This window comes from Streptomyces sp. NPDC044002 (genome assembly GCF_056434525.1).
In genome coordinates this window covers 1-13,704 of the sequence record NZ_JBWKEZ010000022.1, presented here as the reverse complement: position 1 = coordinate 13,704, position 13,704 = coordinate 1, and the positions used below count along the sequence as shown (strand labels likewise).

Annotated in this window: 14 protein-coding genes; 6 read left to right on the top strand and 8 right to left on the bottom strand. The window is 72.0% G+C overall.

Features of this window, described 5'->3' with window-relative positions; all coding sequences use genetic code 11:
* The 3 genes from ureG (at position 1) to AC07A6_RS18240 (ending at position 3,318) form a co-directional block, all read left to right on the top strand.
* On the top strand, positions 1-696 hold the full coding sequence (ureG, locus tag AC07A6_RS18250) for an urease accessory protein UreG (protein ID WP_478777718.1): 696 nt from the start codon (positions 1-3) through the stop codon (positions 694-696).
* The gene (locus tag AC07A6_RS18245; RefSeq protein WP_478777717.1) at positions 693-1,478 is read left to right on the top strand and encodes an urease accessory protein UreD; all 786 of its coding nucleotides are present in this window, start codon (positions 693-695) and stop codon (positions 1,476-1,478) included. Before ureG ends, AC07A6_RS18245 begins: the two co-directional genes overlap by 4 nt.
* Before the next feature lie 172 nt (positions 1,479-1,650).
* Complete coding sequence (locus AC07A6_RS18240) at positions 1,651-3,318, top strand: alpha/beta hydrolase (RefSeq protein ID WP_362463768.1); 1,668 nt, start codon at positions 1,651-1,653, stop codon at positions 3,316-3,318.
* A 47-nt stretch (positions 3,319-3,365) separates the two neighbouring features.
* Here the strand turns inward: AC07A6_RS18240 and AC07A6_RS18235 are convergent, their stop codons facing one another.
* The 3 genes from AC07A6_RS18235 to AC07A6_RS18225 form a co-directional block, all read right to left on the bottom strand.
* Positions 3,366-4,076: a lysophospholipid acyltransferase family protein gene (locus AC07A6_RS18235; protein WP_386270736.1), complete on the bottom strand. Its 711-nt coding sequence runs from the start codon at positions 4,074-4,076 to the stop codon at positions 3,366-3,368.
* Positions 4,077-4,144: 68 nt separating this feature from the next.
* Positions 4,145-4,303: a hypothetical protein gene (locus AC07A6_RS18230; protein ID WP_185911042.1), complete on the bottom strand. Its 159-nt coding sequence runs from the start codon at positions 4,301-4,303 to the stop codon at positions 4,145-4,147.
* A 32-nt stretch (positions 4,304-4,335) separates the two neighbouring features.
* Positions 4,336-5,292: a cytochrome c oxidase assembly protein gene (locus AC07A6_RS18225; protein ID WP_386270738.1), complete on the bottom strand. Its 957-nt coding sequence runs from the start codon at positions 5,290-5,292 to the stop codon at positions 4,336-4,338.
* A 152-nt stretch (positions 5,293-5,444) separates the two neighbouring features.
* Between AC07A6_RS18225 and AC07A6_RS18220 the strand changes: the two genes are divergently transcribed.
* Positions 5,445-6,647, top strand: coding sequence for an RNA-guided endonuclease InsQ/TnpB family protein (locus tag AC07A6_RS18220; RefSeq protein WP_478777716.1), 1,203 nt, complete (start codon positions 5,445-5,447; stop codon positions 6,645-6,647).
* Between the two features lie 35 nt (positions 6,648-6,682).
* Here the strand turns inward: AC07A6_RS18220 and AC07A6_RS18215 are convergent, their stop codons facing one another.
* The 3 genes from AC07A6_RS18215 to AC07A6_RS18205 all read right to left on the bottom strand — a co-directional run bounded on the left by AC07A6_RS18215 (position 6,683) and on the right by AC07A6_RS18205 (position 9,935).
* A complete protein-coding gene (locus tag AC07A6_RS18215) occupies positions 6,683-7,708 on the bottom strand; it encodes a 6-phosphofructokinase (protein ID WP_362463759.1) in 1,026 nt (341 codons plus the stop codon).
* A 233-nt stretch (positions 7,709-7,941) separates the two neighbouring features.
* A complete protein-coding gene (locus AC07A6_RS18210) occupies positions 7,942-8,670 on the bottom strand; it encodes a type 1 glutamine amidotransferase (RefSeq protein ID WP_362463756.1) in 729 nt (242 codons plus the stop codon).
* 26 nt (positions 8,671-8,696) lie between these two features.
* On the bottom strand, positions 8,697-9,935 hold the full coding sequence (locus AC07A6_RS18205) for a MurT ligase domain-containing protein (protein ID WP_362463753.1): 1,239 nt from the start codon (positions 9,933-9,935) through the stop codon (positions 8,697-8,699).
* Positions 9,936-10,056: 121 nt separating this feature from the next.
* On the opposite strand from AC07A6_RS18205, the gene def reads away from it, so the two are divergent.
* The gene (def, locus tag AC07A6_RS18200) at positions 10,057-10,605 is read left to right on the top strand and encodes a peptide deformylase (protein WP_362463750.1); all 549 of its coding nucleotides are present in this window, start codon (positions 10,057-10,059) and stop codon (positions 10,603-10,605) included.
* 10 nt (positions 10,606-10,615) lie between these two features.
* Here def and AC07A6_RS18195 read toward each other — a convergent pair whose 3' ends face one another.
* A complete protein-coding gene (locus AC07A6_RS18195) occupies positions 10,616-11,260 on the bottom strand; it encodes a TetR/AcrR family transcriptional regulator (RefSeq protein ID WP_362463747.1) in 645 nt (214 codons plus the stop codon).
* Between the two features lie 177 nt (positions 11,261-11,437).
* Here AC07A6_RS18195 and AC07A6_RS18190 point away from each other — a divergent pair, with 177 nt between their 5' ends.
* A complete protein-coding gene (locus AC07A6_RS18190) occupies positions 11,438-12,667 on the top strand; it encodes an acyl-CoA dehydrogenase family protein (RefSeq protein WP_362463744.1) in 1,230 nt (409 codons plus the stop codon).
* 62 nt (positions 12,668-12,729) lie between these two features.
* Here the strand turns inward: AC07A6_RS18190 and AC07A6_RS18185 are convergent, their stop codons facing one another.
* Positions 12,730-13,533 carry an LppU/SCO3897 family protein gene (locus AC07A6_RS18185; protein ID WP_478777715.1) on the bottom strand — a complete coding sequence of 268 codons (804 nt, stop codon included), beginning with the start codon at positions 13,531-13,533 and terminating at the stop codon, positions 12,730-12,732.
* Positions 13,534-13,704: the final 171 nt, after the last annotated feature.

Here is a 13,704-nt window from a genome sequence, read left to right as displayed (position 1 = left end):
GTGCACCTCGACCACGACGTGACCTACCCCCACCGCCACACCCACGCCGCCGCCCCGCAGCGCGCCGACGGCACCCGCCGCGCCCTGCGCGTGGGCCTCGGCGGACCCGTCGGCTCCGGCAAGACCGCCACCGTCGCCGCCCTCTGCCGGGCCCTGCGCACCGAGCTGTCCATGGCCGTCGTCACCAACGACATCTACACCCGCGAGGACGCCGAGTTCCTGCTCCGCGAGGCCGTCCTGCCCCCCGAGCGGATCAGCGCCGTCGAGACCGGAGCCTGTCCCCACACCGCCATCCGCGACGACATCTCCGCCAACCTGGAGGCCGTGGAGGAACTGGAAGAGGCCTTCCTCGGCAGCGCCCCCCTCGACCTGATCCTCGTCGAGTCCGGCGGCGACAACCTGACCGCCACCTTCTCCCGGGGCCTGGTCGACGCCCAGATCTTCGTCATCGACGTGGCCGGCGGCGACGACATCCCCCGCAAGGGCGGCCCCGGCGTCACCACCGCCGACCTCCTCATCGTCAACAAGACCGACCTCGCCCCGCACGTCGGCTCCGACCTGGAACGCATGGCCCGCGACGCCGCCGCCCAGCGCGGCGACCTGCCCGTCGCCTTCCAGTCCCTGCGCGGCCCCGAAGGCGTCGCCCCGGTCGCCGACTGGGTGCGCGGCCGGATCGCCGCCTGGGCCGTACGGTGACCAGCGCACCCCCCGCCGCCCCCCACCCTGCCTCCCTCCGCGCCACCGCCCGCATCCGCGCCGCCGCCGACGGGCGCGGCGGCACCGCCCTGCCCCTGCTGGCCGGGGAGGGGCCGCTCGCCCTGCGCCGCACCCGGAGCGAGGACGCCGAGGCGGGAGTGATGCTGGTCGGCGCGATGAGCGCCCCCCTCGGCGGCGACCACCTCACGGTGGAGGCCGAGGCGGGACCCGGCGCCCGCCTCGCCCTGCGCTCGGCGGCCGCCACCCTGGCCCTGCCCGGCCGCACCGCGGAGCCCGCGCGGTACGACGTACGGCTGAAGCTGGCCGACGGTGCGGCGGTGCGCTGGCTGCCGGAGCCGCTCGTCTCCGTGCGCGGCAGCGACCTGCGCGCCACCACCCGCGCCGAACTGGCCCCCGCCGCCCGCCTCCTGCTGCGCGAGGAACAGGTGCTGGGACGCAGCGCCGAGCCCCCCGGCCTGCTGCGCAGCCGGCTCACGGTCACCCGGGGCGGGCAGCCCCTGCTGGACCAGGAGCTGTCCTGCGGCCCCGGAGCACCGGGCGGCTGGGACGGCCCGGCCGTCACGGCGGGCCACCGCGCCCTCGGCCAGCTCCTGGTGGTCGACCCGCGCTTCGAACAGGACCCGCCCCGGGCAGCCGTCCTGGGCGAGTTCGCGGCCGCCACCCCGCTGGCCGGACCCGCAGTGCTCGTCACGGCCCTCGCCCCGGACGCGCTGCGGCTGCGCGAGCTCCTCGACGCGGCGCTGCGCACGTACGGGTGGTGACGGGGGGACAGAAGCGGGGCAATGGGACACCGCTCAGCGGTACACACGTTTCCGGTTATCGGGTTGGCAAAGAAGTAGACCGTGCTCTGTTGCCGGGTACCGGTCAGACGAAAGGATCCCCCTGTCCCAAACCTGCCGCTCCGGGCGGCACATGACCAGGGGGATCAACCACGTGATACGCAATGCGACGCTGGGGAGCGCCGCCACTCTCATCACCGGTGCGCTGGCCGCGGGCCTGCTGCTCGCGCCGCCGGCCTCGGCCGCTCCGGCCGGCCGGGACAACGGCGGTGCCGAGGCGATCGGCGTCCAGATCGCCGCCGCCCGCGCTGCGCGCGCCGGCATCGACTGGAAGGACTGTCCTGCCGACTGGGGCTTCGAGAAGCCGATCCAGTGCGGCTGGGTCAAGGTCCCGCTCGACTACACCAAGCCCTTCGGCAAGACCATCGAGCTCGCCGTCGACCGTGCCGTCAGCACGGGCACCAAGGACGAGCGCCAGGGCGCCCTCCTCTACAACCCCGGCGGTCCCGGCGGTTCCGGCATGCGCTTCCCGCGCCGGATCACCACCAAGAGCCCGCTGTGGGTCAACACCGCCAAGGCCTACGACTTCGTGGGCTTCGACCCCCGCGGCGTCGGCCACTCCGCGCCGATCTCCTGCATCGACCCGCAGGAGTTCGTCAAGGCCCCCAAGGCCGACCCGGTCCCGTCCAGCGAGGCCGACAAGCGCGCCCAGCGCAAGCTCGCCGCCGAGTACGCGGACGGCTGCAAGGAGCGCAGCGGCGAGATGCTGCCGCACATGACCACGCCGAACACCGCGCGCGACCTGGACGTCATCCGGGCCGCCCTCGGCGAGCAGAAGCTCAACTTCATCGGCGTCTCCTACGGCACCTACCTGGGCGGGGTCTACGCGACCCTCTTCCCGACCCACGTGCGCCGCATGATCGTCGACAGCGTCGTCAACCCGGCGCAGGAGAAGATCTGGTACCAGGCCAACCTGGACCAGGACGTCGCCTTCCAGATGCGCTGGAACGACTGGCAGGACTGGGTCGCCAAGAACGACGCCGTCTTCCACCTCGGCGACACCCGCGCCAAGGTCGAGGCCAAGTACCAGGAGCTGCGCGCCCAGGCCAAGGCCAAGCCGCTCGGCGGGGTCGTCGGCCCGGCCGAGCTGATCGGCTTCTTCCAGGGCGCCCCGTACTACGACTCCTCGTGGGTCCCGGTCGCGCAGGCGTTCAGCGCCTGGGCCGCCGGTGACGAGAAGCCGCTGATCGAGGCCATCGCCCCGGACATGTCCGACACCAAGGGCAACGCCGCCTCGGAGAACTCCAACGCCGTCTACACCGCGGTGGAGTGCGCCGACGCCAAGTGGCCGACCAGCTGGGCCAAGTGGGACCGGGACAACAGCGAGCTGCACAAGAAGTACCCGTTCCTGACCTGGTCGAACGCGTGGATGAACCTGCCCTGCGCGACCTGGAAGTCCAAGCAGAGCACCCCGATCGAGGTCGGCGCCAAGCGCGGCATCGCCCCGGTCCTGATCGTCCAGTCCGAGCGTGACGCGGCCACCCCGTACGAGGGCGCCGTCGAGCTGCACCGCCGCCTGGCGGGCTCGCGCCTGATCACCGAGCAGAACGCCGGCTCGCACGGCGTCACCAGCCTGGTGAACCCCTGCATCAACACCCGCGTGGACGCCTACCTGCTCACCGGCAAGGTCGACGCCCAGGACGTGAAGTGCGGCCCGCACGCCACTCCGGTGCCCCCGGCCCCGGCCGCGGCGAAGTCCCTCGCGGAGGCCCCGGCCGCCGCGCTGCCGCAGCACGAGGAGCTCCCGGCGGTCGTCCGCTAGGACCCGTCAGGACCCGGCAGTACCTGCTATGACGAGCGGGAGAAGGCTCAGCGCGAGGAGCGCCGGGCCTTCTTCCGCTTCTCCTCCTCCTCGGCCTTGACCTCGGCCGCGTACCGGTCCACGTACTCCTGGCCGGAGAGGCCCAGGACCGCGTACATGATCTCGTCCGTGACCGCGCGCAGCACGGCCCGCTCGCCCTCCATGCCCGCGTACCGGGAGAACTCCAGCGGGGCGCCGAAGCGGATCGTGACCCGCCGGATCTTCGGGAGCTTCTGGCCGGGCGGCTGGATCTCGAAGGTCCCGAGCATCGCGCACGGCACCACCGGCACCCCCGCGCCCAGGGCCATGGCCGCCACCCCGACCTTGCCCTTGTAGAGCCGCCCGTCGTGGGACCGGGTGCCCTCGGGGTAGATCCCGAGCAGCTCGCCCTTGGCCAGCACCCCGAGCCCCTCGCGCAGCGCCGCCTGCCCGGCGTCCTTGCCGGAGCGGTCCACCGGGATCTGCCCGGCGCTGCGGAAGAAGGCGGCGGTCAGCCGCCCCTTGAGGCCCGGCCCGGTGAAGTACTCGGCCTTGGCGAGGAAGGTGATCCGGCGCGTGAGGATCGCGGGCATCAGGAAGTGGTCCGAGAAGGACAGGTGGTTGCCCGCGACGATCGCGGCGCCTTCCGGGGGGATGTTCTCCAGCCCCTCGATCCGCGGCCGGAACAGCAGCCGCAGCAGCGGACCGAGCAGTACGTGCTTGAGCAAGTGGTAGAACACCAGGCCGCTCCCGTCGATGCCCCTATGTCACGGCCATCCTACGGACAGTCAACGCGGGGCCGGGAGGGTCAGGCGCTGCGCGAGGCGGCCAGCCCCATCGTGAGCAGCCCCAGCACCACCCAGCCGAACCACAGCCAGCCGTTGCTGCCGAGCGCCACCGAGTACGTGGAGACGGCCACCAGAGCGGCGAAGGTCGTGACGGCCATCGCCTTAACGGATCCGGTCATGCCCCATGGTCGCGCCTGATGCGGGCTCCGCGCTACTGGCCGCGCTGCTGGAGCGAGGCGAGATACGCGTTGTAGGCGGCGAGCTCCTTGTCGCCGTCCCGGTCGGCGGCCCGGTCGGAGCGCCGCGCCACCCGCTGCTCCGAGTGGTACCACTGGTAGATCAGCGCGATCAGCACCAGCACCGAGGGGATCTCGCTGAACGCCCAGGCGATGCCGCCGCCCCACTGCTGGTCGAGTAGCGGGTCGATGTCCAGGGAGGCCGGCGGGTTCGCGTACGTCTTGATCATCGGCTCGCTCGCCATCATCAGGGCGATGCCGAAGAAGGCGTGGAAGGGCATGCCCGCGAACAGCTCCAGCATCCGCATCACGTAGCCGGGGCGGTGCGGGCCCGGGTCCACGCCCATGATCGGCCAGAAGAAGATCAGGCCGACGGCGAGGAAGTGGACCATCATGCCGATGTGGCCGGCCTTGCTCTCCATCAGGAAGTCGAAGAGCGGGGTGAAGTACAGCGCGTAGAGGCTCGCGATGAACATCGGGATGGTGAAGGCCGGGTGGGTGATGATCCGCATGTACCGGCTGTGCAGCAGCATCAGGAGCAGCTCGCGCGGCCCCTTGTGCCCGCGCGCCGCCGGCGGCAGCGCCCGCAGGGCCAGCGTCACCGGCGCCCCGAGCAGCAGCAGGATCGGGGTGACCATGCTGATCACCATGTGCTGGACCATGTGCACGCTGAACATGACCATGCCGTAGTCGTTCAGCTTGGTGCACATCACCAGCATCACCGTCAGCACACCGGTGACGAAGGCGACGGTCCGGCCCACCGGCCAGGAGTCCCCGCGCCGGCGCAGCCGCCACACGCCCCACCCGTACAGGGCGAGCCCCAGCAGCGAGCCGAACAGGAAGAAGGCGTCGAAGGAGAACTCCAGCCCACGCCCGAGAGTGAACGGCGGCAGGTCCATGTTCATGTCCATGCCGTGCCCGCTGTGATCCATGCCTTCACTCCCTTGACTGTGGCGCCCCACCACAGTAATGCCGCCCCCGGACGCGATCGCGTCCGGGGGCGGTCTCGGAGGTCGATCACTCGTTCGTGTGAGGTCGAGGGGTTCCGGACAGCGAGGCGGGACCTCGGCCTCATGCTGGCGCCATGACGGCATCTGCTGGGGGCGGAGGGGGCGGAACCGCTCGGTACACGTTCCGGCTGCGTATGTCGTCCGCTGCGCGTACCGCTCTCTTGGACGAGTGGGACCGGTGTCGGTGGGTGTGGAACCAGTGCGTCGCCACATCGCGGGCCGCGCACAAGGCCGGGGAGAACTGCGGTCCCGCAGGGCTGGACCGGATGCTGACGCGTTGGCGTGCGGAGCACGAGTGGTTGCGTGCCGGCGGTTCGGTTCCGCAGCAGCAGACCGTCCGGGACTTCTCTGCATCCCGGGCCAAGGCGTTGAAGGACCTGAAGGCACGGTCGCCCGTGAGGCGGCGGGCGGGAATGCCCCGGCTCAAGAGGAAGTCGGTGGCGGCTCCGACACTGAACTACACGCGGCGGGGCTTCCGGCTGAAGGACTCCCGCCTGCACCTGGCGGGCGGCACCTCGCTCACCGTGGTGTGGTCGAGGGCGCTGCCCTCCGACCCTTCCAGCGTCCGTGTCTACCGGGACAGTGTCGGTCACTGGTACGCGTCCTTCGTGGTCCAGGTCGAAGCGCAGTCACTGCCTGGTACGGGCGCGGTGATCGGCATCGACTGGGGGGTGCAGGTGACGGCCACGACCACCAGTGATGCGCACGACCTGCCGCACGCCGAACACGGGAGGAAGGCGGCCGGCCGGCTGGCCCGTTGCCAGCGGATGATGGCCCGCAGGAAACCCACGCGTGGCCGGGCGCCCTCCAAGGGCTACGGGAAAGCTGCGCAGCAGGCCGCGAAGGCGCACAAGAAGATCGCGCGGCAACGTCAGGAAACGGCTCGACGGTGGGCCAGGCAGGTCGTCAACGACTTCGACGAGCTGGCGGTGGAGGACTTCCGGCCGGCGTTCCTCGCGAAGTCGACGATGGCCCGCAAGGCTGCCGACGCGGCGATCGCCACCACCAAGCGCGAGCTGATAAACATGGCCCGCAAGTACGGTCGCGCCGTCCACCTGGTGCAGCCTGCACACACGACCATGGACTGCGGACGGTGCGGAGCGAGAACCAAGCACGCACTCCCGCTGTCGGAACGTACCTACACGTGCACCGCGTGCGGAGCCGTCTCCCCGAGGGACAAGAACTCCGCACGCGTGATGCTCGTCCGGGCTGGTCTCACCCCGGCTGCCGCTGATCGTGGAAGACCCGGCGGGCCGACGGCCCGCCGGGCAGCGTGAGGCAGGAATCCCCTTTACATGCGAGGGGGAGGATGTCAAAGAACGGTCTGTGCCTCGTCGTAGCGGTCCGTCGGGACCGTCTTCAGGGTCGAGGTGGCCTCGGCGAGGGGGACCATCACGATGTCCGTGCCGCGCAGGGCCGTCAGCATGCCGAACTCGCCCCGGTGCGCCGCCTCCACCGCGTGCCAGCCGAAGCGGGTGGCGAGCACCCGGTCGTACGCGGTGGGCGTGCCGCCGCGCTGGACGTGGCCCAGGATGACCGGGCGGGCCTCCTTGCCCAGGCGCCGCTCCAGTTCGACGGCCAGGATGTTGCCGATGCCGGCGAAGCGCTCGTGCCCGTACTGGTCCTTGCCGCCCGCCTGGTACTCCATCGTGCCCGGGAGGGGCTTGGCGCCCTCGGCGACCACGACGATCGCGAACCGCTTGCCCGCCGAGAAGCGCTCGCCGACGATCGCCGTCAGCTCCTCGATGTCGAACGGGCGCTCCGGGACGACGATGGCGTGCGCGCCGGCCGCCATGCCCGAGTGCAGGGCGATCCAGCCGGTGTGGCGGCCCATGACCTCCACGACCATCACGCGCTGGTGGGACTCGGCGGTGGTCTTCAGCCGGTCCAGGGCGTCGGTGGCGACGCCGACGGCGGTGTCGAAGCCGAAGGTGACGTCCGTGGAGGAGATGTCGTTGTCGATGGTCTTCGGCACGCCGACGATCGGCAGGCCGCCCTGGGCGAGCAGGTTGGCCGCCTTCAGGGTGCCCTCGCCGCCGATCGGGATGATGGCGTCCAGGCCGAGGTCCGCGACGTGGCCGCGGGCCCGCTCCACGCCGTCGCGCAGGTGCGCGGGCTGGACCCGGGAGGAGCCGAGGATGGTGCCGCCGCGGGCCAGGATGCCGGCGACGGAGTCCAGGTCGAGCTTGCGGTAGTCGCACTCCAGGAGGCCGCGCCAGCCGTCGTGGAAGCCGATGACCTCATCGCCGTGGTCGACGACGGCGCGGTGCACGACGGAACGGATGACGGCGTTCAGGCCGGGGCAGTCGCCGCCGGAAGTGAGCACACCAATGCGCATGGCAGGAAGAACCTTTGCAACGTGGGCCGACGACCGGACCACGTCGTCCGGTTGGAACTACCCGTCACCCTACAAGCGGTTTCCCACTGGACTGAACCATCCTCCACAGGATGGTCGGAACAAACAGAAGATCGTACGAACGCACACCGGCCGAACGCACACCGGCCCGGACCCCCGAGGGGATCCGGGCCGGAAGCCGGAGCCGAAGCCGTGCGGCAGGCGCGCGAGCGCCCTTACGCGGTCTGCGTGGCCGCCGCCATGCGCTCCGCGCGCAGCGCGTCGTACCAGCGGTCGTCTATGGCCGGCAGCGCGTTCACGTCGAGGGCCAGCTTCAGCAGGTGGTCCGCGATCAGCGGGTTGCGCGCCATCACGGGGCCGTGCATGTACGTGCCGAAGACGGTGTCGTTGTACGCGCCCTCGGTGCCGTCGCCGGTGCCGTTGCCGCGGCCCATCGTCACCCGGGCGAACGGCCGCGCCGACGGGCCCAGGTGCGTGACGCCCTGGTGGTTCTCGAAGCCCGTCAGCTGCGGGAGGCCCAGGCGCGGGTCGATGTCGGCGATGACGTCGCCGACGCACCGCTCGCCCTCGCCGCGCACGGTCACCACGTCCAGCAGGCCCAGGCCCGGCTGGCGCTCGCCCATGTCGTTGACGAACTCGTTGCCGAGGATCTGGTACCCGGCGCAGACGGAGAAGACGATCGCCCCGTTCGAGACGGCGCGCTCCAGACCGCCGTCGCGCACCAGCCGCTCCGCGGCCAGCCGCTGCGGCCGGTCCTCGCCGCCGCCGATCAGGTAGATGTCGCCCGAGGTCGGGATGGGCTGGTCGCTGCGCACGTCCACGCGCTGCACGTCCAGGCCGCGCTGGCGCGCCCGGCGCTCCACGACGAGGCAGTTCCCCTGGTCTCCGTACGTGCTGAGCAGGTCGGGGTAGACCCACACCAGACGCAGGCTGTTGTCGCTCATGCTCTTGTCCTTCGAAGGTATGGGTACTAGTTGCCGACGCGGCGGCGCACGTCCTGGAAGGCCGTGTAGTTGGCGATCAGCTCGATCTGCCCGGGCGGTGCCAGCTGGACGGCCTCGTCGAGGGTCTCGCAGACGCGGAAGTCCAGGCCCGCGACCTCCAGGCGGACCGCGAGGTCGAGCTTGCGGTCGCCGATCACGAAGATCGGGTGCCCGGCGAGGCGCGGGTAGTCCACGTCCCACAGCCAGGAGGTGTCGGTGCCGTCGGCGCCGCGGGCGTTGACCGCGAGGATCACCGGCGCGGGCGGTCCGTCGATCAGCGAAAACGTTTCGAGCCAGCCCGCCGGGTTCTTCGCGAGCAGCAGGCGCAGGTCGCGGTTCATGAAGCTGACCACGTCGTAGCGGCCGGCCACGGCCTGCACCTGGTACATGCGCTCCAGCGCGACCTGCGGCGGCACGCCGAACACGGCGGCCACGGCGGCCGAGGTGGCGGCGTTGGCCTTGTTGGCGCGGCCGGGCAGCTGGAGGTGGATCGGCCAGGCGCTGCCGTGCGGGTCGAGCACGTGGTCGCCGGAGAGCACCCAGCTCGGGGCGGGGCGGCGGAAGCCGCACTCGCCGCAGAACCAGTCGTCGCCCGGGCGCTGCATGACGCCACCGCAGGAGGGGCACGACCAGGCGTCGTCCTTCCACTCCTGGCCGGCTGCCACCCACACCACGTTCTGCGACGAGGACGCCGACCACACGATCAGGGGGTCGTCGCAGTTCGCGACCACGACCGCCTTGGAGCCCTGGAGCCCCTCGCGCCACTTCTCGGCGAGCATGCGGGTCTCGGCCGCGCGGTCCAGCTGGTCGCGGGAGAGGTTCAGCAGGGCGATCACCTTGGGGGTGACGTCCCGGGCCACCCCGGCCAGGTACTTCTCGTCCACCTCGATGACGCCGTACTTTGCGTCCGAGCCGCCGGCGAGCGCCGAGGTGATGCCGGCCGGCATGTTCGCGCCCAGCGCGTTGGACACGACCGGACCGCTGGCCCGCAGGGCCTCCGCGATCAGGCGGGTCGTCGTGGTCTTGCCGTTCGTCGCGGAGACGAGGACGACATCGAGATGCTGCGCCAGCGCGCCGAGAAGATCGGGGTCCAGCCTGAGTGCGACCTTGCCTCCGATCACCGATCCGCTTCCGCGTCCCGCGGCCCGCGACACCGCCGCCGCGGCCTTGCCCGCCGTCACGGCCAGCTTGGCCCGCGGCGAAAGCGGCTCCGTGTTGCCTGCCATCGTCCCTTGTCCTCCTAGCGTCGGTCGCCCCAGCCTATCCAGTACCGGCCGCGGCCTTGACCGCGGCGCCCCAGGTCGCCGCGGATCTCCTCATATATTCGCCCGTCGTACCCTTACCGCCATGCGACAGCGTCCCCTCCCCGGTACCACCGGTTCCGTACGCCCGATGACCCTGCTGGGCGAACCGGTGCTGCACTCTCCCTGTGCCGAGGTCACCGACTTCGGGCCCGAACTCGACCGGCTCGTCGAGGACATGTTCGCCACGATGTACGCCGCCCAGGGCGTCGGGCTGGCCGCGAACCAGATCGGGACCGGGCTGCGGGTCTTCGTCTACGACTGCCCCGACGACGAGGACGTCCGCCATGTGGGACACGTAGTCAACCCCCGCCTGGTCGAGGCGGACGGCGACGAGTTCCGCGGCCCCGAGGGCTGTCTGTCGCTGCCCGGCCTGGAGGCGGGCACCGTCCGCTTCGACCGGGCGGTGGTCGAGGGGGTCACCTCCGACGGGGCCCCGGTGCGCGTGGAGGGCACCGGGTTCTTCGCCCGGTGCCTCCAGCACGAGTGCGACCACCTCGACGGCACGGTCTACGCGGACCGGGTGACCGGCCTGCGCGCCCGCCGGCTGCGCCGGGCCATCGCCAAGGCCCCGTGGGGCGGGACCCGGGCCTGAGCGGCGCGGGTCAGAAGCCGGGGCCGTCCTCGCGGTTGCCGGCGGTGGCCAGGCGGCCCCAGAGCAGGTCGGTGAGGCCGGCCACCAGGGCGGCCCGCTCGCAGGGGCGCTCGCCGAGCCACCAGTCGCCGGCCGCGTGCATCATGCCGACGATGCCGTGGCCCCAGATCCGGGCGAGCTGTTCGTGGCCGGGGCCGAGGTCGACCCGCTCCCCGACCACCTTCGCCAGTTCCTCGCCGAGCCGGCGCAGCAGCGGGGCGGAGTGCAGGCCGACGTCGAAGCCGCGCTCGCTGCTCTGGGAGTCCTCGGCCGGGTGCATCAGGAAGCGGTAGACCTGGGGGCGGGCCTCGATGGCGGCGAGGTAGGTGTCCAGGGTGGACTCCACCCGCTTGCGGCGTTCGGCCGGGGCGTCGAGTGCGGCCCGCAGGGAGTCGAGCAGGGCGTCGGTGTGGCGTACGGCGAGCGCCTGGTAGAGGCCCGCCTTGTCGCCGAAGTGCCGGTAGAGGATCGGCTTGGTGATGCCGGCCTCGGCCGCGATGGCGTTCATCGATGCCTTGGGGCCGTCCCTGAGCACGACGCGGTCCGCCGCTTCGAGCAGCTCGCGCCGGCGGCGTTCTCCCGCTCCCGGCTCGCCCGGCTGCTGACTGGTCTCCATGACGTGTTTCTCTCCCCGCCCTTGCGATGGTGCGTGACGCCCACGCAACGTAACACCCCGCGTACCCCCGTCACCGAATCGGCGGCGCTTGACAGTGCTTACCAGCCGGTAACAGACTGTGGCCACGGTGAGGGTTACCGGCAGTAACGGTAACCGTGTGAGACAGCTGGAGGGGACATGGCGGAGTTCACCATGGAGCTCAACGACGACCAGAAGCAGGTCCGGGACTGGATCCACGGCTTCGCCGCCGACGTGATCAGGCCCGCGGCCGCCGAATGGGACGAGCGGGAAGAGACTCCGTGGCCCGTCATCCAGGAGGCGGCCAAGGTCGGCATCTACTCGCTGGACTTCTACGCCCAGCAGTTCTTCGACCCCACCGGCCTCGGCATCCCGATGGCCATGGAGGAGCTCTTCTGGGGCGACGCCGGCATCGCCCTGTCCATCGTCGGCACCGGCCTCGCGGCCATCGGGGTCGTCGCCAACGGCACCGAGGAGCAGATCGGCACCTGGATCCCGCAGATGTACGGGACCCCGGACGACGTCAAGGTCGCCGCGTTCTGCTCCTCCGAGCCGGACGCAGGCTCCGACGTCGGCGCCATGCGCACCCGGGCCGTCTACGACCAGGCCAAGGACGAGTGGGTGCTGAACGGCACCAAGACCTGGGCCACCAACGGCGGCATCGCCAACGTCCACATCGTCGTCGCCGTGGTCGACCCCGAGCTCGGCACCAAGGGCCACGCCTCCTTCATCGTCCCGCCGAACACCCCCGGCCTGTCCCAGGGCCAGAAGTTCAAGAAGCACGGCATCCGCGCCTCGCACACCGCCGAGGTGGTCCTGGAGGACGTACGGATCCCCGGTTCCTGCCTGCTCGGCGGCAAGGAGAAGCTCGACGAGCGCCTCGCGCGGGCCCGCGAGCGGGCGGCGGCGGGCGGCGGCGAGCGGGTGAAGAACGCGGCCATGGCCACCTTCGAGGCCTCCCGCCCGGCCGTCGGCGCCATGGCGGTCGGCACGGCGCGCGCCGCGTACGAGGTCGCCCTCGACTACGCGAAGACCCGCACCCAGTTCGGCCGCCCGATCATCGACAACCAGGGGGTGGCCTTCCAGCTCGCGGACATGCGCACCCAGATCGACGCGGCCCGGCTGCTGGTGTGGCGGGCGTCCTGGATGGCGGTCGCGGGCAAGCCGTTCACCTCGGCCGAGGGCTCGATGTCGAAGCTCTTCGCGAGCGAGGTGGCGAAGAAGGTCACCGCCCAGGCGGTCCAGATCCTCGGCGGCAACGGCTTCACCCGGGAGTACCCGGTGGAGCGGATGCACCGCGACGCGGCCATCTACACGATCTTCGAGGGGACCAGCGAGATCCAGCGCCTGGTGATCGCCCGCACCCTGTCGGGCATGCCGATCCGCTAGCCGCGGCCCTTTTCGTGCCCCCGCCCCGCTCCCGGGTCCTCCGGGAGCGGGGCGGGCGCGCGTCAGCGCAGCGGGGTGAGGCAGTTCAGGGTCCAGCCGTCGCCGCCGTACTTCGGGTCGGAGAGGAAGTCCCCCGCGGCGCAGCTCTCCCCGGCGGTCAGCCGCTTGCTGACCCGCAGCTCGGCCCGGGCCGAGCCGCAGTCCGTGACCACCAGCTCCTGGTCCTTCCAGTCGCCCGCGTTGCGGACGCACTGGCCGACCGCCAGCACCGGCGGGGCCTCCTCGCGGATCAGCAGGCCCGTCACGACGAGCGCCGGGATGCCGACGGCGACCAGCAGGGCCGGTACGAGCAGGAGCAGCGCGGGCGGGCGCCGCCACAGCGGCTTCCCCGGGTCCAGCGGGGGCCGGAAGCCGCCCGCCGGCTCCGCCAGGCGCCGGAACGCCGCCCGGGGTCCGAGGTTGAGCAGCAGCGTGAACGGGGTGATGAACAGCGACAGCGGCCCCCACCAGCCCTGCCAGAGGGTGTCCGAGGACATCCGGCGGTAGGTGGCCGTGCCGCAGTCGCGGCAGAACGGCCCGGGCAGGCTGAGGAACCGCATCAGCACGAGCAGTCCCTGGTGGCCGCGCACGGTGGCGGGGGCCGCGGGCCAGCATCCGCACACCCGGCAGCCGGCCCCGGCCTGCTGCGGCGGCACGGCGTACGCCGCCGGCGCGGCGTAGGGGCCCGGTTGCGAGGGGTACGCCGGCGGCGGGGCGTACGGACCCTGCTGCGGGGCGTACGGACCCTGCTGCCGCGGGTACGGACCCTGCTGTGGCGGGTACGGGCCGTACGGGCCGGCGCCGTACGGCGGCGGGGGTGTGGCCAAGGAACCCTCCCGGGGTGCGTGGTGATCACGGCACCCTAGCCCGGCCCGTCAGGGCCGCAGCAGGCGGACCAGGGCCCGGGCGAAGAGGTGGTGGGGGGGGGGGGGGAGGGGGGGGGGGAGGGAGGGGGGGGGGGGGGGGGGGGGGGGGGCTTCGCGCCAGCGGACCTCGAT

What these genes read in the sequence shown, in the direction of transcription:
- AC07A6_RS18230 (WP_185911042.1), bottom strand. Translation starts at nt 4,303, where the DNA reads ATGACCGGATCCGTTAAGGCGATGGCCGTCACGACCTTCGCCGCTCTG.
- AC07A6_RS18225 (WP_386270738.1), bottom strand. Translation starts at nt 5,292, where the DNA reads ATGGATCACAGCGGGCACGGCATGGACATGAACATGGACCTGCCGCCG.
- AC07A6_RS18220 (WP_478777716.1), top strand. Translation starts at nt 5,445, where the DNA reads ATGACGGCATCTGCTGGGGGCGGAGGGGGCGGAACCGCTCGGTACACG.
- AC07A6_RS18215 (WP_362463759.1), bottom strand. Translation starts at nt 7,708, where the DNA reads ATGCGCATTGGTGTGCTCACTTCCGGCGGCGACTGCCCCGGCCTGAAC.
- AC07A6_RS18210 (WP_362463756.1), bottom strand. Translation starts at nt 8,670, where the DNA reads ATGAGCGACAACAGCCTGCGTCTGGTGTGGGTCTACCCCGACCTGCTC.
- AC07A6_RS18205 (WP_362463753.1), bottom strand. Translation starts at nt 9,935, where the DNA reads ATGGCAGGCAACACGGAGCCGCTTTCGCCGCGGGCCAAGCTGGCCGTG.
- def (WP_362463750.1), top strand. Translation starts at nt 10,057, where the DNA reads ATGCGACAGCGTCCCCTCCCCGGTACCACCGGTTCCGTACGCCCGATG.
- AC07A6_RS18195 (WP_362463747.1), bottom strand. Translation starts at nt 11,260, where the DNA reads ATGGAGACCAGTCAGCAGCCGGGCGAGCCGGGAGCGGGAGAACGCCGC.
- AC07A6_RS18190 (WP_362463744.1), top strand. Translation starts at nt 11,438, where the DNA reads ATGGCGGAGTTCACCATGGAGCTCAACGACGACCAGAAGCAGGTCCGG.